11 protein-coding genes and 1 pseudogene are annotated in these 20,126 nt (G+C 43.3%); 11 read left to right on the forward strand and 1 reads right to left on the reverse strand.

Annotated features, from left to right (window positions below):
* Nucleotides 1-138: 138 nt before the first annotated feature.
* Entirely contained in the window at nucleotides 139-2,811 is a 2,673-nt protein-coding gene (locus AAEY87_RS03545) for a penicillin-binding protein 1A (RefSeq protein WP_350655978.1), read from the reverse strand.
* Nucleotides 2,812-3,002: 191 nt separating this feature from the next.
* Here AAEY87_RS03545 and AAEY87_RS03550 point away from each other — a divergent pair, with 191 nt between their 5' ends.
* The 11 genes and pseudogenes from AAEY87_RS03550 (at nucleotide 3,003) to AAEY87_RS03600 (ending at nucleotide 20,024) form a co-directional block, all read left to right on the forward strand.
* Entirely contained in the window at nucleotides 3,003-4,058 is a 1,056-nt protein-coding gene (locus tag AAEY87_RS03550) for a pilus assembly protein PilM (protein WP_350655979.1), read from the forward strand.
* Entirely contained in the window at nucleotides 4,058-4,708 is a 651-nt protein-coding gene (locus AAEY87_RS03555; RefSeq protein ID WP_068329489.1) for a PilN domain-containing protein, read from the forward strand. Before AAEY87_RS03550 ends, AAEY87_RS03555 begins: the two co-directional genes overlap by 1 nt.
* A complete protein-coding gene (locus AAEY87_RS03560; RefSeq protein ID WP_068329486.1) occupies nucleotides 4,705-5,427 on the forward strand; it encodes a type IV pilus inner membrane component PilO in 723 nt (240 codons plus the stop codon). Before AAEY87_RS03555 ends, AAEY87_RS03560 begins: the two co-directional genes overlap by 4 nt.
* A 1-nt stretch (nucleotide 5,428) precedes the next feature.
* Nucleotides 5,429-5,962 carry a pilus assembly protein PilP gene (locus tag AAEY87_RS03565; protein ID WP_149038765.1) on the forward strand — a complete coding sequence of 178 codons (534 nt, stop codon included), beginning with the start codon at nucleotides 5,429-5,431 and terminating at the stop codon, nucleotides 5,960-5,962.
* A 27-nt stretch (nucleotides 5,963-5,989) separates the two neighbouring features.
* Nucleotides 5,990-8,326, forward strand: a complete 2,337-nt coding sequence (locus AAEY87_RS03570; protein WP_350655980.1) for a type IV pilus secretin PilQ — start codon at nucleotides 5,990-5,992, stop codon at nucleotides 8,324-8,326.
* Nucleotides 8,327-8,494: 168 nt separating this feature from the next.
* Nucleotides 8,495-9,034 (forward strand): annotated as a pseudogene (aroK, locus tag AAEY87_RS03575) (shikimate kinase AroK); the annotation flags it as partial.
* A gap of 156 nt (nucleotides 9,035-9,190) precedes the next feature.
* On the forward strand, nucleotides 9,191-10,291 hold the full coding sequence (gene aroB, locus AAEY87_RS03580; protein WP_068329481.1) for a 3-dehydroquinate synthase: 1,101 nt from the start codon (nucleotides 9,191-9,193) through the stop codon (nucleotides 10,289-10,291).
* 156 nt (nucleotides 10,292-10,447) lie between these two features.
* Entirely contained in the window at nucleotides 10,448-11,530 is a 1,083-nt protein-coding gene (locus tag AAEY87_RS03585; RefSeq protein ID WP_350655982.1) for a hypothetical protein, read from the forward strand.
* 936 nt (nucleotides 11,531-12,466) lie between these two features.
* Nucleotides 12,467-16,930, forward strand: coding sequence for a glutamate synthase large subunit (gene gltB / locus AAEY87_RS03590; RefSeq protein WP_350655983.1), 4,464 nt, complete (start codon nucleotides 12,467-12,469; stop codon nucleotides 16,928-16,930).
* 184 nt (nucleotides 16,931-17,114) lie between these two features.
* Entirely contained in the window at nucleotides 17,115-18,536 is a 1,422-nt protein-coding gene (locus AAEY87_RS03595) for a glutamate synthase small subunit GltD family protein (RefSeq protein WP_350655984.1), read from the forward strand.
* A 252-nt stretch (nucleotides 18,537-18,788) separates the two neighbouring features.
* The gene (locus tag AAEY87_RS03600; protein WP_350655985.1) at nucleotides 18,789-20,024 is read left to right on the forward strand and encodes an FUSC family protein; all 1,236 of its coding nucleotides are present in this window, start codon (nucleotides 18,789-18,791) and stop codon (nucleotides 20,022-20,024) included.
* Nucleotides 20,025-20,126: the final 102 nt, after the last annotated feature.

Below are 20,126 nucleotides of genomic sequence, written 5' to 3' on the forward strand. Positions count from 1 at the left end.
TTAAGAAAACATGTTGAATTAGCAAAAATTATCAAGTAGGGCAGGTCATATAGAAACTTTATATCGTAAAAAAGCTTGCTCAAATATCATTGAGCAAGCTTTTTTATATTACAAATAACGATTAGAAGAGTTGTTTGTTTATTCTGGCATTGTCGGCATACGCTCAGCTGGAGTCACCGAAAGCGGGTTTTGAGGAACGCTATCGTTGGTGCGTTTTGGAGGTGAAACCGTACTTTTATTACCAGTATTACTGTTGCGGCTTTCTTCAGCTTCAATAGGGTCAGGTTCCGGAGCTTTACGCTGCTGAGTTTTGGGTTTTACTGGTTTAGCAGCACTACTAGTGTATTCATTTTCTTCATCAGTATTGATCACGCCAGCATCAGTCATCTCCAATATACGCTGCTGCTGTTTTTTAGATTTGGCACGGTTGTTGACTGACACCCATTGATGAGGTTTATTTTTTAGTTGCGCTCTCATAAAATCCATCCATACGGGCAGCGCTGCTACTCCTCCATACTCACGACGCCCCAATGTTGATGGCTGATCAAAACCCATCCAAACGACAGTAGCACTAGTTGGATGGAAACCTGCAAACCAAGCATCTTTAGCTTCATTGGTTGTACCAGTTTTACCGCCAATATCGTTACGACCTAAGGCTTTTGCACGCACTGCTGTACCACGCTGTACGACATCACGTAAGATATCAGCCATCTCATAAGCAACTCGTGGCTTCAAAATACGTGGTGCTTGGCTAGCCTGCAAGTACTGTACAGCAGGTGGTTTTAAGCGATCTGCTTCTGGACTAGCATCATATACATTTAGATTGATAGCATCGTTATCTGCTTCTACACTTTCGTCCTTCTCTAAATCTTCAGTAGTTACCGATTCATCGTTAGGCTCAATAACTGCATTTTTATCTTCGAGTAATTTATTATAATCTTCAACCCGTTTCTCGTTGAGACTTTCAACTTGTTCATTGAAACATAATGCGCAAGCTTGTTGCGGATTTGCTTGGAACAATAACTTATTGTCATAATTATAAATTTGTTCAATAAAATAAGGTTGAATACGATGCCCACCGTTAGCAAAGCTTGCATAAGCAGTGGCCATTTGTAAAGGTGTTGCTTGTCCTGCACCTAGCGCCAATGACAAAGTTGTTGGAAGCTTTTCTTTATCAAGTCCAAACTGATCTAATAAGTTGCGCGCATCTGAGATGCCAATAGCTTGTAGTAAACGAATAGATACCAAGTTACGTGATAGATATAAACCGCGACGTAAAGTAATGTCACCTAAAAAGCGTTCATCAGAGTTCTTAGGTTTCCATTCGCCTACTTGGATTGGACGATCTGAAACAATACTATCTGGGCGATAGCCTTTTTCTAGAGCAGCAGTATAAACCAATGGCTTAATCGTTGAACCTGGTTGACGCCAGCCCTGTAATGCACGGTTGAATTTACTGTGATTAAAATCGAAGCCTCCAACTAGAGCGTTAACAGCGCCTGTATCAGGGTTCAATGAAACTAGGCTACCTTGTACCTCTGGTATTTGTGCCAGCTTCCAACCGCCATTGTTGGTCGGTAGTAAGCGAATAATGTCGTTCTTACTAACAATCTGTGTGGCATTACTTGGATAGTAACCAATCCGATCTGCTGAAAAATACTTACGCGCCCAGCTCATACCCGACCAGTTAACGGTAACATTTTCACCAGAGGGCATCGTTGCTTCAAAGCTACGTGAATTAACTTTGGTGACCTTAGCTGGATACATGCCACCGTAGCGTCGAAAGTCTTCTAAAGGTTCATCATTCGCTTCTGCTCCGCGCCAGCCATGACGATGATCGTAAGCTATTAGCCCTTTTAGCACGGCTGCTTCAGCAGATTTTTGGGCTTCACTATCGACAGTGAGACGTACTCGCCAACCACCATTGACAACTTGTTCACCGTAGCGATTGACCAGCGCATAACGAGTCATTTCTGCCAAATACGGCATATTAACGTCAAGCTTTTCTTGGTAGAGTTTTAAACCAATTGGCGCGTTGACTGCTTCATCATGCTGGGTCTTATCAATGTAACCAAGCTCGTGCATGCGACCAACAATCCAATTGCGACGAGTGAGTGCACGTTCAGGATTGGCTACAGGGTTATATTTTGATGGGGCTTTTGGTAAGCCAGCAAGCATTGCCATTTCGGCAATAGTTAGGTTTTCTAGAGATTTGCTATAGTATTTTTTGGCAGCTGCACGGATACCGTACGCGCCTTCGCCTAGATAAATTTTATTGACATATAAGGTCAAAATATCGTTTTTGCTAAGCTCATCTTCCATCTTACGAGCCAAAAACAGTTCAGTTAACTTTCTGTTTAAAGTACGTTCAGGGCTTAAGAAATAGTTTTTAGCGACTTGCATAGTAATGGTAGAGCCACCTGTTTGACCTTCGTCATCAGTGACTGCCTCGGTAACAGCGCGACCAAGACCTTTAATACTAATACCACTATGTTGAAAAAATGATGAGTCTTCTGCCGCCAAAAACGCATTGGTCAAATCTTTAGGGATTTCTTCAAAGGTAACTGGTAGCGATAAACGATTACCGTATTGACCAATAAGCTTGTCATCGCTGCTATATATTTGCAATGGCATCTCAAGACTGGCTGTTTTGATTTCTTGGATACTGGGCAATGTTGGTGACAAATACATAGCCATACCGTAGAAGCCAATTGGCACAGTTAATGCAAGGATAACGGCAAGTGCTAGACAGGCAATAACAATTCCCACCAAAAAGTGAACGAGGTGAGCAGTAGCGTTTTTTTTGGTCATAATCAGGCTTATCAATTAAAATTTGCAACAAATACCTTATTATACAGTGAACAAAACAGACAGGTCATGCTAAAAGTGTAATTTATCTGAACAGAGTCTTTAAATGCTTGAATATGTCTATTAAGTAAAGTATTGTGTTAAATTATTACTGATAACTATCAGAACGTAAATCTATATAAGGCAAAGCGTCTGTGAGGCTACTTTCTTCTAAAGGTCGACATTTGGTCGGGGTAGATATCTGCGCCACCTCCGTAAAGCTGGTTAATATACGGCGTCAGCAAGGAATATTTCATCTTAAGTCATATGGAATCGAAGGACTGCTACCAGGTACAGTCGTTGACAAGCTTATTGTAGATACTGAAGCAGTTGGTGATGCTATTATTCGCTTAGCAAGACGCTGTCAGGTTGCAGGCAGTGATGGCGCTACCGCTGTTTCAGGCTCAGCAGTCATTACTAAGATTATTGATATGGATAGGGTGCTAAGCGACGTCGAACGCGAAGCCCAGATACGCTTAGATGCAGATCAATATATTCCCTATCCGTTAGAAGAAGTCAATCTAGACTTTGAAGTGCTTGGCCCCTCGCTAGTTGATGAAAATCTAGTTCAAGTTCTGCTGGCCGCCTCACGTTCAGAAAACGTCGATCAGCGCGTGGATGCGCTGACCTTTGGCGGTCTAAAAACCAAAATTATGGATATTGAATCGCATGCGATAGAGCGGGCGTTTGGTTTGATGGCTGATAACCTACCTAATATGCCTGAATTGGTTGCGCTGGTTGATATCGGACACAATCAGACCACTTTATATATTGCCAAAAATGGTGAGTTTGTTTATAGCCGTGAACAACTATTTGGTGGGTTACAACTGACAGAAGCCATTCAAAATCGCTATGGCCTGTCGTTCGAAGAGGCCACAGTTAATAAACGTGAACGTGCGCTACCTGATGATTATTATCCAGAAATTCTAACACCTTTTATAGAAAGCACTATCCAACAAATTACACGCTCTTTGCAATTTTATTTTTCTTCGAGTCAATACAATAGTATTGATCATGTCGTACTTGCTGGCGGCAGTAGTTCTATTCCAGGCTTATCCAGTATGGTACAGCAAAAGCTTGGTGTACCTGTCACTGTAGCTAACCCTTTTATCAATATGACTATAGATCCTTATATAGATAATGAGCAATTGGAAACTGATGCCCCAAGCTTGCTAGCTGCCTGTGGCCTTGCGTTAAGGAGCTTTGACTAATGGCTCGTATCAACCTATTGCCATGGCGGCAAGAAGAACGCGAACGTAGTAATAAAGAATTTATCACCTTAGTAGTCGCGGTTACCTTGCTGGCACTATTATCTGCCTTTGCAACTTGGAGCTATTTTAATAACGAGCTTGACGAACAACGCGACGCAAATGCTTTGATTGAGCAAGAAAATGTGCGTTTGGATACTGTGTTGACCGAAATTGATAGTTTGGAGCAGCGCCGAGAAGATATTATTTCGCGCATGCAAGTTATTCAAGACTTACAAGGACGACGTCCGATTCCCGTTCGTTTATGGGATGACATAGCGAAGGCCATACCGTCTGCACTCTACTTAAATAATTTAAAGCGTGAAGGCGACCTGCTTACTCTAACTGGTCTTGCAGATAACCCAAATGTAGTATCAAGCTTGATCCGTAATTTAGATAGCAGTAAATGGATGGATAATTCTGCTGTGCGCAATATTCAGCAAAACATTACTGCCTATCAGCCTGCTCCTGCACTTAATGAGACCGTCACTACTGGTAAGCAGCCACGTCCTATCTATCCTGAAGACAGCTATGTGCAGTTCGTTATCACAACGCAAGTTCGGTCAGAAAGCACCAACCCTGATGAAGGCGCTGAGTCTGGAGGTGAGTTGTGAAACTTATCCGTAGAAAAACGCTAATTAAGACTAAAAAAACAGCAGGACGCAGCAAGAAGCAGTTTAATTTTAACGATTTTCGTCGTAGTTTTGAGTCTTTAGATACAGAAAACTATGGCAGTTGGCCATTCCCCGTAAAGGTAACAGTATTAGGTTTTATTATTGCGTTTATTGCCGCTTTATCTTGGGCAATGCCAATCAGTAGTAAAATCGATGAAATTACAGCCGCTGAAAGTGAACAGCAAACGTTACTAGATAGCTACCGCGAAAAAGAGTCACGGGCACGCCATTTAGAAGCCTATAAAACTCAAGTTAACCAGATGGAAACTGAATTTAATACCTTACTTGACCAGCTACCTAAAGATACTCGGGTATCAGAGTTAGTAGAGGGCATTAATATGACTGGTGTTGGTAGCAACATCCGTTTCCAAGATATTTCGGTAGAGCCTGAGATTGAAAATGAGTTTTTCATTGAGCAGCCGATTCGTATTGCCGCTCTTGGTGAGTACCATCAGTTTGGTAGCTTTATCAGTGGTCTTGCCGCGCTGCCACGCATCATCACGATGCATGATTTTGAAGTCAGCAATCCGCAGCCTACATTAGATGCTATACCGGAGCTGAATTTAGTGCTACAAACCAAAACTTACCGCTCAAAAGAAGTAGCCGCTGAAGATGAAGTGACGACACCAGCAACTGATGCTACTGCGGGGGCTAACTAACATGAATGTTAAAAAATTATCGGCCCTTTTTGCCCTAAGTATTGCAACTTTATGGTTGACTGGCTGTACTGATCGTATTGGTATGGCGGGACAAGCGATGAGCGAGATTCGTAACTCACCCTCGCAGCCCATTGAGCCACCGCCAAAAGCGGAGTTAGTAGAAGATTTTGTATACAGTGCCAGCCTAATACGCAGCCCATTCCTACCGCCAAGCCTTATGAATGTACAGGGTCCAAACATACCTACAGATGGTGTGCGTCCTGATATTACTCGAACCAAAGAACCGCTTGAGCAGTATGAGATTGCACAGCTTACCTTTCGCGGGATGATAATATCTCCTGAAGGTCAACAGTATGCATTGGTACAGCGTCCAGATGGTTCGGTTGCTAGCGTTAAAGTAGGTGATTATCTTGGACTAAACGACGGCCGTATTGTTGAAATCACGCCGACCCAGATTAATTTGATTGAAATTGTGCCAGATAGCCGCGCAGGGTTTATTGAAAGACCCCAGTCGCTGGTCTCTCCTATAAATTAAGTTGGCAGGTTTTTTGAGGAATAAGTAATGACAGTACGCAATAACAAGGTAATGGCAATGAGTAACCGTATGTCTTCTACCTTTGCAATATCTGCGTTGGCAATCAGTATGGTCGCCATTAGTAGCACCGCTTATGCAGAGCAGCGCATCAACAATGTCTCTGTGGTACAGACCGCACCTGCCGTAACCCAGCTACGTCTAGGATTTAACGGTGCGCCAGTACTGCCTGCTGCTTATCAGCTTGATAATCCTAGTCGTTTGGTTTTGGATTTCGAACAAGTACAAAATGGTCTTGCTAGCCGATTTAACAATTATAATATTGGTATGGTCAATGATGTCACTACGTTAAGCAACGATAGTACGACGCGTTTGATCGTAGGCTTAAAACAAAGCGGTGATTATACTACTGCTGTGGATGGTAGTGACTTATTACTCACTATTACTGATCCAAATCGTACAGTAGTCAAAAATAGCCCAGTCATCACTACTGTCCCTGTTACCACGACAGCGATTGTGACACCTATTGTTGAAACCAGTAGTGCCGGAATTACTCCTGTTATTACAGGCTCAGAAGTCATTAAAGTGCAAGCGCCTGCTGATACTATGGTGGTACGTGTTAACCCGTTACTAGATCCTAGGCTGGCCTCCGCACAAGTAAGTAAACAATATAGTTATGATGGTCTAAGTGCACTGAATTTTGCTGCAGGCAGTAATGGTGGCGGTAATGTTAGTATTGCACTTGCCAATGAAGCCATTCCGGTTGATGTGCAGCGCCAAGGCAATAAATTAGTGGTACGTATGACTGGCAGTACCGTACCTAGAAACTTATTGCGTCGCTTAAATATTAACAGTGGGCTTGTAGATAGCGTTGATACCAAAAACCAAGGTCAAAGTGGTGTTATTACCATCAATATGACTGGGGACTATGAGTATCAAGCTTATCAATCGGGCAATCAGCTCAATATCAGTATTAGTAAGCCTGAGCTATTGCGTGAGCCAACACTAGAAGAAAAAGTTTATAGTGGTGAAGCACTATCTATGGAGTTTCAAGATGTTGAGATTCGTAGTGTACTTGATATCCTAGCGCAATTTACTGATATGAATATCGTTGCTAGTGACTCGGTTAGTGGCAATATCACGCTCCGCTTAATCAATGTACCATGGGATCAAGCCCTTGATATTATTTTAAAAAGTAAAAATTTAGATAAGCGTGAGAATGGCAATGTTATATTGATTGCACCTTCTACTGAACTGGCAGCTCAAGAAGCACAGGAGCTTGAAGCTCAGCAAGCCGTTGAAGCCTACGCGCCATTACGTACTGAATATATACGCTTAAGCTACGCTAAAGCTCAAGATGTATTTAACCTTATTTCTCAAGGTAGCGGTCCATCTGGCAGTAGCTCAAGCAATAGTCGCGTAGAAGATAGCAATAGCTTATTGTCTAACCGCGGTACAGTGACGATTGATGAGCGTACTAACACACTGATTGTCAAAGATGTGGCTGATAGCATTGAAAATATTCACAGACTCATTAGCAAAATTGATATTCCAGTACGCCAAGTTATGATTGAGGCGCGAATCGTTAGTGCTTCTGACAGCTTTAGTAAAGAGATCGGTGTACGTTGGGGCATCTTATCTAATGGTGCAGCTAACAACCGTAACTTGCTAGTCGGTGGTAGTAATCAAACCTTGTGGGATCTTAAAGATTTTGATGTAGAAACGACGACTGTTAATGGTCAAACCGTATCATATCCTAAATACGACATCAGTCGTCCTGACAATCTTAACGTCGATTTAGGCGTAGCCAACCCTGCGGGAAGTATTGCATTTGGTCTACTAGCTATGTCAGATGTCATGTTAGATCTAGAACTATCAGCACTGCAAGCAGACAACCGTGGTGAAGTTATTTCTACCCCTAAGATTTTGACAGCAGATAAACAAACAGCCAAAGTTTCATCTGGTACGCAAATCCCTTATCAAGAAGCGTCTGCTAGTGGAGCCACGTCTACTAGCTTCAAAGAGGCAGCGCTAAGCTTAGAAGCAACCCCAAATATTACGCCTGATGGCAAGATTGGTTTGCAGTTGGTGATTACTAACGGAACACCGACTATAATTAACAATCAAGTCGCTATTGCTGAAGACTCTATCTCCACTAACGTCATTGTAGAAGATGGACAGACGATTGTACTTGGTGGCGTCTTTAAAAATCGTATCTCTAATGGGGTAGATAAAGTCCCGTTCTTAGGCGATCTGCCTTATATTGGTCGTGCTTTCCGTAAAGACGTACGTAGTAACGCAAAAGAAGAGCTGCTTATCTTTGTTACACCAAAACTAATTAATGACGGTATTAGCCGTTTAGATTAATATAATTTTGCTGACAGCTAGTAAGCTATAAAAAAAGCAAGCCTAAGTGCTTGCTTTTTTATGGCCTAGAATTTAATAAGAGCTAATTTTACTGACAATAATCACAGCTCGTTACTAGCCAGAATATCGATGACGTTGTATGATAGTTAATTTATCTGAGTGAGTGCTATGTTGGAGGAATTGCCATCGGTATTTCTAGTTGGGCCGATGGGAGCGGGGAAGACCACCATTGGCCGATTGCTTGCTAAGCAGTTGGGACGAGAGTTTGTGGACAGTGACTGGTATATCGAATCACAAACAGGCGCTGATATTGCTTGGATATTCGCTAAAGAAGGTGAGGCGGGGTTTCGCGCGCGTGAAACACGAGCAATAGACGAGCTGACTCAACGTACGGACATTGTCCTTGCGACTGGCGGCGGCGCAGTTATGCATGCTGATAATCGGAAGTTTTTGCATCAGCGCGGCATTGTGGTTTATCTGAACGCACCAGTAGATGTACAAATGGCACGTACTGCTAAAGACAAGTCGCGCCCATTATTACAGCAGCCCAATCCCAGAAAAATATTGCAAGATTTATATAGCGCCCGCGATCCATTGTATCGACAAGTGGCACATATTGTCTTGCCTACTGGTCACACCTATCCTCGTCATATGGTCAATCAATTGTTACAACAGCTTGAATCTCTTTGTGTGCCTGTAGTTACAGATTTAGACTTAGTATTAGCAGCAGATCAGACGGTAACTGACATGACAATAAAAGCAGAAGCAGAAGCAGCTTCCACGTCCAAACCACTTATAGATTAATAGGTTCTTATAAAACCTTCCGATGAGCAGCAAATAGACATATTAAACATAGGAGTTTTTATGGCAATGCCACTATTCAACGATGGCTTGACGGTTCATACCCAAAGCCATGATTACCCAATCGTTATTACTGAGCAGTGTAATATGGCGGCCAGCATTGCGCCTTATATTACTGGTCAGCAAGTATTAATCGTGACGAATGATACTGTTGCCCCTTTATATTTGCAGCCGCTTCAAAAGCAATTGGCAGAATTATTTACCGTTGCAGTTTGCATACTCCCTGATGGCGAGCAATACAAAAACCAAGACAGTATTAATCAAATTTACGACACCTTAATGGTCCAACATTTTAATCGTGATGTAACTTTAGTGGCGCTTGGTGGTGGGGTCATCGGTGATATGACTGGTTTTGCAGCAGCAAGCTTTATGCGCGGGGTGAATTTTATCCAAATTCCGACCACCTTACTGTCACAAGTAGACTCAAGCGTTGGTGGCAAAACTGGTATCAACCATCTGCAGGGTAAAAACATGATTGGTGCTTTTTGGCAGCCGCAGATGGTACTGGCTGATATGAGCACTTTGCGAACTTTACCTGCACGTGAGTTGTCAGCAGGACTTGCGGAGGTGATTAAGTATGCTTTAATCATGGATGCAGAGTTTTTGAGCTGGCTTGAACATAACCTACCCGCCATGATGGAGCTGGATTTGGCTGTACTTGGCGAAGCTGTGAAGCGTTGCTGTGAGTATAAAGCGGCTGTTGTTGCACAAGATGAGAGAGAGGCTGGTGTGCGGGCGCTGCTCAACTTCGGTCATACTTTTGGTCATGTGATTGAAACTCATGAAGGTTATGGCAACTGGCTGCATGGTGAAGCTGTCGCTGCTGGCATGGTACAAGCCGCTGAGCTATCACAAATGATGGGGTGGCTAAGTAGCGATGATCTAGCTCGGATTAAGCGCGTATTGTTACTTGCCAACCTACCCATTAATCCGCCACCAATCGGAGTTGATACTGCTTTGAAGCTGATGGGTCACGACAAAAAAGTGAAACGCGGACAAATCCGTCTAATTTTGTTAAAATCAATAGGACAAGCAGTGCTAACAGATGATTTTGACACGCAGCTACTTACAGACGTACTGTCGCAACATAAAGATAGAGTATAGGTAGTTCAGTATTAAAGTAGGCATGTTCTTATTTAGCACATGTATCCCATATTAATGCTAATGCAATTAACTTATTCTAAGCTTGTTTGCCAGCAATGGTCTTTTTGATCAGACTTTTATTAGTATGCTTAACCCTATTTTTCCAAGGAAACACCCATGGCCACATCGAGCTCAACGACTCGCCCAGAAAGCAGGTCATATCGCCGTCAAGCTTTGATTTGGCTGATGATGACTTTACTTCTTGGGGTTTTAACGGCGCTGCTTTGGATGTTTAGTCAGACTCCAGCAATTGGTGCCAAAATTGAAAACGCGCCAATATCAGCGCCAGAAGTATTAAGTACTGAGCTCAAGCAGCCTTTATCTGTTGCAGCCTTGCATGAGCTAGATAATGATGTACAGCCCATTAATTTTGAAGATACCATTCGTGATTTGCGCAACTATCCTGATGAGTTTAAAGATAAGCGTTACTTGCTAGCTAATAAAGGCAAGTGGACTGTACAGGTAATGAACGTTGCAGAAAATGAAGTGATTGCCAGCTATTTAGAAGGTCGTGATGATCGCAAAAAATTCTCGTACTTTCGTTATCGTGATGACAATAATCAACTGCGCTATATGCTGACTTACGGGATAATGAGTAGTCCACAAGAGGCGGTAGGAGCGGCGAAACTGATAGATTTTGGATTACCAGCTGACGTACGTGTATTGCCAGAAGAAATCAGCCGTTATGTCGGTATTATCGATAACTATGAGAGGCCTGGACCGATTAAAGATTTAAGCACTAGACGTTCACGATCGGTTAAATTGCAGCCAACTAAGCGCGAAGTACCAGTTCGCGAAACAGCAGAAACCTTAGCCAATAGCAATGAAGCTAGGAGTGGTAACAGTCAAGCCAGCAATGATAGCAGCAATGTCGAAAGTATTCGTCAATCAGAGGATACTTCTGCAACCTTAGCAGTTAATGAAGAGCGCACCGTGATTACTGAAGATGGCGTCACTATTCCATCATCTACAGCCAAAAAAGAAGACAACGCGCGTAAAGCTGAATCGGAGTCTAAAAACTTACCGGTTGTTCCTACGCCAAAACAACCAGGTGCGGCAAACAATGCTGAAAAGAGTAATGCTAATCCAAGTTCAAGCAACAAAAACCCTAATGCTGGCACCGCCAAGAACGCCAACGCTGGGGCAACTAAAAACAATAACGATAGTATTAAAGAGCTAATAGAAGAAAAAACTGACTAGCTCTTTAGAGGGCTATCAGCTACCTATTACGATTTGCTATCAAGTAAGCCTGCAAGATGCGATGTCTAGCAGGCTTTTTTGTGCCTTTTCAATTAACGGCTCAATACCCAGTACAAATGAGTAAGCTATTTTTTTCTAAAACTTAAACGTTTATATTCAAAAACAACCATGGCAGGAATATAAAGTTAATAGCTGATAAATAGTATACTCAGTAGTATTTTATGAGCGTTTTAATACTATTTGTTACGTGTTCTAATACTAAAAGTTTGAAATGACTCTTAAGACCATAATTAAATGAATTAATAAAAAAGACTAGATTTTTCTATAATCATTAACTAATATGAATGTGGGCGACGCTCTGTACAGTTATCGTAAATAGCTATTTTTTGTTTGGTATTTGCTTAATGCTTTTGCTACAAGCCTTTATGATAATGCCGTTGCTTCAAGCGCAGTGACTGACCATTTGTATTAAGATTATTATAAGTGGTACAACTTCTCTTATTATCTTCCTTCCTAGGGTTGTTAAGGCGCTTGAATATAGAGCGTCTGATATTCAAACTCAATTGAACACCGTGTTATTAGGTGCTCAGCCAGCCAGTTGTCAATCGATATATGCATCATATTGATGCTTGTAATTAAAAGTTATTAATAGCTGCCAAGCAAAGAACAACGTGCTAACCCTTTAACAGTTAGCATCTTATTGACGCTCTTATCTTGCCACTATCAACGCTTAACAACTAGTTATTAGTAATCTGCTCTCAAATAAATGAGAAAGTGATGAGCATTTTCATCCCTTTCAAAGCGTTAGAACCTATTGTCGATCGCATCATTTATTTGTTCGGATGAACATTTATCATCAGCCCGTTTTGCCTACGGTATTCAGTTTATGATCTACATTAGATATATACGCTGCCCGTTCACTTAAAAGGACTAGCCATGTCAATGATTTCCTCCCATACGCATTTGGCCACGCCAGATGACTTCTCTGATAACTGTGGTTTTGGTTTGATTGCTCACATTGAGGGACAAGCCAGCCATAATTTAGTAAAAACCGCTATTCATAGCTTAAGCTGCATGACCCATCGCGGCGGTGTTGCTGCTGACGGCAGAACTGGCGACGGTTGTGGTCTATTACTTGCCACACCAACGACATTTTTTAAAAGTATTGCTGAAGAGCAAGGGTTTGCTATCACCGATAACTTTGCAGTAGGTATGGTATTCGTTAATGTAGATAATGATAAAGCTCAACATAGCCAGCAAGTTCTCAGTGATGAAATTACTGCGCAAGGCTTAGAAGTTGCTGGCTGGCGCGATGTTCCGCTTGATTTAAGCATTGTGGGTGAGATTGGTCGGGAGACGCTGCCAGATTTCAAGCAAGTTTTTGTCAATGCAACCGAAGATCTAGCTGCAGACGATTTTAACCGCAAATTGTTTGTCGCTCGTAAAAAAGCAGAGCAACGCTTAATCGATGATGAGCTGTTTTATGTATGTTCATTAAGTTGCCAAACTATTATTTATAAAGGTCTGGTGATGCCGTCAGATCTGCCAGCTTTCTTTTTAGATTTACAAGATGAGCGGTTAGCTTCGCATATTGTGGTATTTCATCAGCGCTTTTCAACCAATACGTTACCGCGCTGGCCGTTGGCACAGCCATTTCGCTATCTTGCTCATAATGGTGAGCTCAATACGATTACTGGTAATCGTAACTGGTCTGAAGCACGTACGCCAAAGTTAAAATCAGACAAACTGCCCAATTTGAATGAATTGACACCACTGGTCAACAGTACTGGTTCTGACTCATCAAGCTTAGACAATATGCTTGAAGTGCTCATGTCAGGTGGTATGAATCTGTTCCATGCGATGTCGATTTTGGTGCCGCCAGCTTGGCAAAATGTCGATAGCATGGATATGGACTTGCGCGCGTTTTATGAATTTTACTCGCAGCATATGGAAGCGTGGGATGGGCCGGCAGGTCTGGTGATTCAAGATGGACGTTATGCGGTCTGTATGCTTGATCGTAATGGTCTGCGTCCGTCACGCTGGGTGACGACTAAGAACGGCTATATCACCGTTGCATCTGAGATTGGCGTTTGGGATTATGATCCTAAAGATGTGCTGGCAAAAGGTCGTGTCGGCCCAGGTCAAATGCTGGTCATTGATACTTTGACTGGTCAGATTTTGGATACTAAGGCCATTGCCACCTTACTCAAAAAAGCTCATCCCTATCGTAAATGGTTACGTGAAGAAGCGAAACGCATTCGTGATGATGAGCGTTTAGAAGAAGAGCTAGCAGCGCAAGCATGCCGCGGTGATAAGTTAAAAGCACTGCAAAAAATGTATCACATTACTAATGAAGAGCGTACTGAAATCATTCGCCCCAATGCCGAAAATGCTCAAGAGCCAGTCGGTTCGATGGGTGATGATACGCCAATGGCGGTATTATCGCAGCAAATTCGCCATGTTGGTGATTTCTTCCGTCAGCAGTTCGCACAGGTAACCAATCCACCGATTGACCCGCTGCGTGAGTCTATCGTGATGTCGCTCCAAACTTGTCTCGGTGCCCAAACCAATGTGTTTGCACCATCAGCGAGAGACGCGCATCGTATTATTTTATCGTCGCCAGTATTGTCAGCCAGTAAGATGCAGCAGCTTGAAACCTTGAATGACCCTGCGTTTCAAATGGTACGCATTGACTTAAACTATGAGCGCACTCTAGAGCTGTCTGATGCCATCATCGCTATCTGTGAGCAAGTGGCGAGCGCTATTCGTGCTGGTAACACTTTGATTGTATTATCTGATAAAGACATTGATGCGGATAAAGTACCTGCTAATGCCATTATGGTGACTGGTGCGGTACATCATTATCTCATTGCGCAAGGTATTCGTACTGATGCTAACTTAATTGTTGAGACCGGTCTGGCACGTGATTCGCATCAAGTGGCGGTATTGATTGGCTTTGGCGCGACCTGCATCTATCCATACTTAGCTTATGATGTTATTGATGATTTGGTCGCGACTGGTGAGCTACTGGGCGATCCGATTCAAGCGCGGGTTAATTTCCGTAAAGGCTTAGATAAGGGCCTGCTGAAAATCTTATCAAAAATGGGAATCTCTACCATTGTCTCTTATCGCGGTGCGCAATTATTCGAAGCGGTTGGGCTCTCTGAAGAGGTCGTGAGCTTGTGCTTTAAAGGCGTGCAAAGCCGGATTAAGGGGGCGACTTTTGAAGATTTGGCTGCGGACCAAGCACAGTTAGCTGCAAATGCTTTTAAGCGCCGTGCGCCACTTGATCAAGGTGGTTTGCTCAAGTTTGTCTTTAATAAAGAATATCATGCCTTTAATCCCGATGTGATCAACAGCTTGCATACCGCAGTTCGTACTGGTGATTATGACAATTATCGTCAGTATGCTGATTTGGTCAATAGTCGTCCGGTTGCGACCTTGCGTGATTTATTACAGCTTAAAACGGATAATAGTATTGATATCAACGAGGTTGAAGATACCGCCAAGATTTTAACGCGCTTTGACTCTGCTGGCATGTCATTAGGCGCGCTATCACCTGAGGCGCATGAGTCAATCGCCATGGCGATGAATACCATCGGTGGGCGCTCAAACTCTGGTGAGGGCGGTGAAGATCCAGTACGTTATGGCACTTTGCGCAACTCAAAAATCAAACAAATTGCCTCTGGTCGTTTTGGGGTCACACCTGCGTATTTACGTTCAGCAGAAGTCATGCAGATTAAAGTTGCTCAGGGTGCTAAACCGGGCGAGGGTGGTCAGCTGCCGGGTGGCAAGGTCAATGCTTTGATTGCACGTTTGCGTTATTCGGTACCGGGGGTGACTTTGATTTCACCGCCGCCGCATCATGATATTTATTCTATTGAAGATTTAGCCCAGCTAATCTTTGATTTAAAACAAGTCAATCCTGATGCTTTGGTATCGGTTAAATTAGTCTCCCGTCCAGGAGTAGGAACTATCGCGACAGGCGTGGCAAAAGCCTACGCCGATTTAATTACCATCTCAGGTTATGATGGTGGTACCGCAGCTTCGCCATTGTCATCTATTCATCATGCCGGATCGCCATGGGAGTTAGGTTTGGCTGAGACTCATCAGTCGCTAAGAGTTAATGGTCTGCGCGATAAGGTACGTATCCAAACTGATGGCGGTCTCAAAACAGGTCTTGACGTAGTAAAAGCCGCTATCCTTGGCGCAGAAAGCTTCGGTTTCGGTACTACGCCTATGATTGCCGTTGGTTGTAAATACTTGCGTATCTGTCATCTTAATAACTGCCCAACTGGCGTTGCAACCCAAAAAGCTGAGCTACGTGATAAGCACTTCATTGGTGAAGCTGAGATGCTCATTAACTTCTTCAAGTTTGTGGCAACTGAAACACGTGAATGGTTAGCCGCGCTTGGTGTACGCAGTATGGAAGAGCTGGTCGGACGTACTGACTTGCTTGAAGTGCTAGAAGGCAATACGGATAAGCAGCGTCATCTTGACTTAACGCCATTACTATTTAGTCATCCTGCCAGTAGCGGCAAAGCTCAAACCTGTCAAGTTGAGCGTAATGAGCCATTTGACAAAGGCTTACTTGCTGAGCAGATGATCAGTGATATGCTGCTCAATATCCGTAAAGGCAATGGCGGTGACTATAGCTACTATGTCGGTAACTGTGATCGCTCTATTGGCGCGCGTATCTCAGGTGAGATTGCGCAAGTATGGGGCAATCTTGGGATGAGCGACATGCCTATTAAGCTGCATTTAACGGGTACCGCGGGTCAAAGCTTAGGCGTTTGGAATGCTGGCGGCCTACATATTGAGCTTGAAGGCGATGCCAACGACTATGTCGGTAAAGGCATGGCAGGCGGTGAGATTGTGATTTATCCACCGAAAGGTTCAAGCTTTACCGCGCATGATACTGCTATTATCGGTAATACCTGTCTCTATGGTGCAACAGGCGGTAAGCTATATGCGGCAGGTACAGCAGGCGAGCGCTTCGGTGTACGTAACTCTGGCGCCCATGCTGTCATTGAAGGCACAGGCGATCACTGCTGTGAGTATATGACAGGTGGCATTATTACAGTCCTTGGACGTACCGGCCTTAACTTTGGTGCGGGTATGACAGGCGGCTTTGCTTATGTGCTTGATATGGAAGGCGACTTCTTTGATCGCTGTAACCATGAGCTGATTGATTTGAATCGTATCTCAAGTGAGCAAACTGAGGAACATCGTATTCATTTGCATCAAGTAATTGAAGCTCATGTAGATAAAACAGGGAGCGCATGGGGTCAGACGATATTGGCTGACTTTGAGCATTATGTTCGTAAGTTTTATTTGGTTAAGCCTAAAGCGGCGAACGTTGCAACTTTGCTAAAAACTACGACGGCTGATCCACAATAATTTTGTGTATATCGTCCAGTCAAGGTTTCAAATAATTATAAGGTTGAGACCTTAAAGTTCACTGCTCGAATGTTTTAAGCAGGTAAGTGACAGTAACGATGTGCCTATTTGCCTCATTTAGGCTGCACAACATTAGCTGTCACTACCTACTATAAAAGAGCCTAATATAAAAGAGAAATTCATTATGGCAAAACGCTTAGATAATAGTTTCCAGTTTTTGGACGTACCACGGCTTGAGCCGGTCAAAAAAGACATTGCGACGCGCTCAACGGAGTTTGTCGAAATTTATAAACCGTTTGAAATTGAATCGGTTGCTCAGCAATCGCACCGTTGTCTTGAATGTGGCAACCCATACTGCGAATGGAAATGCCCGGTACACAATTATATTCCTAATTGGCTTAAGCTGGCGACCGAAGGCCAGATCTTTCAGGCGGCAGAATTGTGTCACCGTACCAATACCCTGCCTGAAGTCTGCGGCCGTGTCTGTCCACAAGACCGCTTGTGTGAAGGTGCTTGTACGCTAAATGATGGCTTTGGCGCCGTGACCATTGGTAATGTCGAAAAATATATTAACGATACCGCTTTTGCACTTGGCTGGCGTCCAGACATGTCAGATGTGGTCTGGACAGACAAAAAAGTCGCCATTATTGGTGCAGGGCCAGCAGGTCTCGGTTGTGCAGATATTTTAGTTAGAAATGGTGTGAGACCTGTGGTGTTTGATAAACGACCTGAGATTGGCGGCTTACTGACCTTTGGTATTCCAGAGTTTAAGATGGAAAAAGACGTCATGCGCAATCGCCGTGTCATCTTTGAAGGCATGGGAATTGAATTCCGCCTTGAAACGGAAATCGGTACTGACGTTAGTATCGATGAGCTAATAAGCGAATATGATGCGGTGTTTATGGGTATGGGTACATACACCTATATGCGTGGCGGCTTCGCTGGCGAAGAGCTGGAAGGCGTTCATGACGCGCTAGATTACCTCATTGCGAACGTTAATCGCTGTAACGACTGGGAAAAAGATCCAGAAGAGTACATCGATCTGAAAGGCAAAAAAGTCGTGATATTGGGCGGTGGTGATACAGCTATGGACTGTAACCGTACCAGTATCCGCCAAGGTGCGGAGAAGGTAGTCTGTGCTTATCGCCGCGATGAAGAGAATATGCCGGGCTCACGTCGTGAAGTCGTTAATGCGCGCGAGGAAGGGGTTGAGTTTTTATTTAATCGCCAACCGACCGAAATCATCGGCTTAAATGGTAAGGTCAACGCGGTAAAAGTCGTCACTACCCATTTAGGTGCACCAGATAACCGTGGTCGTCGTCGTCCTGAGCCAATTCCTAACTCTGAGGAAATTATCCCTTGTGATGCGGTTATTATGGCCTTTGGTTTCCGTCCTAGCCCTGCCGACTGGTTTGAGACGCAACAAGTCGCTATGGACAGCTCCGGCCGTGTGTTAGCAGCGGAAGAGCAGACCTTTAAGTTCCAAACTAACAATCCTAAGATATTTGCTGGCGGGGATATGGTACGTGGCTCTGATTTGGTGGTAACTGCTATTTGGGAAGGTCGTGAAGCGGCTGAGGGAATATTGGATTTCCTAGAAGTATAGTGTTTAACATATGCTATAAATTTAAAAACACTATAAACAGCTAAAAGCTAGCGCATAGGTAAGTTTTTCATATTTTGTGCTAGCATGCTTTGACCTTTAACGTCTTTTGTCTTTTAATAGATGAGAGGCGTTATTTTTTGGTAGTCAGTTAATGGCTATGTGTCTAATGGTTACGTGTTTAATGGCTTATTACTCAACGACTGCCATTGTTTTTTCTTAACATTTTTTACTATACAAAAAGAGAAATTCCGAGTGAAACTGACTTTTTGGCAACGATTTACTGCCCCGCTGATTGAGCCTTATGCGCGTTATCAACATGCCGATGTTTTGCATGCGATACGTTTGGGCACGGCTGTTGTCATTGCATTCCTATTGAACGAGCTTACCAACTTACCCCATGGGGAGTGGACGACCATTACGGTATTTGTCATCTTAGGTTTATTGCAATACCAAGGTGCAATTTATACTAAGGCTAAAGAACGAATACTGGGTACATTACTTGGGGTAGGTGTCGGACTTGGTTTTTTATGGCTGAGTCAAGATATTGGTACGTGGATGTGGATATACTATCTACTTATCGGCATCATCAGCGGTCTTATCGGTTATGTAGCGGTCAAGCAACTGGGTTATATCGGTCTATTGACCGGTATCACCATGTTGATGATTGTTTCAAGCCCTGATCAGAGCAATGTCAGCCAAGACGGTATGTACCGCGCTTTTAATATTCTACTTGGCGCTGGTGTAGCAGTAGCGGCTACCTTAGTTTTACCTCTCAAGTCTACTTTGATGTGGCGCTTTTTGCTAGCAACTAACCTTGAAACCTGTAGCAATCTCTATGCTGGGGTCGGTAATCATATTGATGCTGACGTTCTGGTTCCTAAACCGTTTAAATACACTAAAGGTACTAGCTCAGCAAGTCTTGTTTATCCTACCAGTAGCTCTGTCCCTGATACCCCAGTTAATAAGGCCTTGGTAAAAGCGCTACAAAAAATCAATAAGCGTCTATTAGCGGTTCGTCCACATATCGCTGCTACAGCAAGTGAATCGGGAATTGAAAAAGAGACCTTAGAAACCATTCAACGTACGCATCGTAATATTATCGGGACGATTGATTTACTATTAAGTGCAGCGCCGCGTTTGGCTAATATTGAGATTGATGATGAAAATCATATACTCTTAATACACTATCAACATGAATTGACCCAAGCCATGCAGCATATGGCAGCAGTACTTCGTAGCCCAAGTGATGAGGTGTTTCGGCCTATCACTCGCATCGCCGTATCAGATTATCCAAGTGTGCAAAACTTAGGGTTTGAGTGGCAAGGCTATTTTTGGTTAACTCAAACTCTACAAGTGCAATTACAACGGCTCAGTGATTTATTACAGACGACTAAACCGCAATGGTTCGCTGCCTCCGGCCTTCGTTACCAGCGCCGAGAACAACGCCGCATTGAGGATAAAGGCGGCGAGACTGATTTACATTTATAAAAAAACGCTGACCATTTAAAGCCAGCGTTTTTATTTGTGTTTAACCGTTTAGATACTTTAGTTAGTCATTATAGATAGTTCTATAAAGCAGACTTTCTATCT

Source organism: Psychrobacter sp. S1-30-MNA-CIBAN-0213 (genome assembly GCF_040309845.1).
Classification (GTDB): Bacteria; Pseudomonadota; Gammaproteobacteria; order Pseudomonadales; family Moraxellaceae; genus Psychrobacter.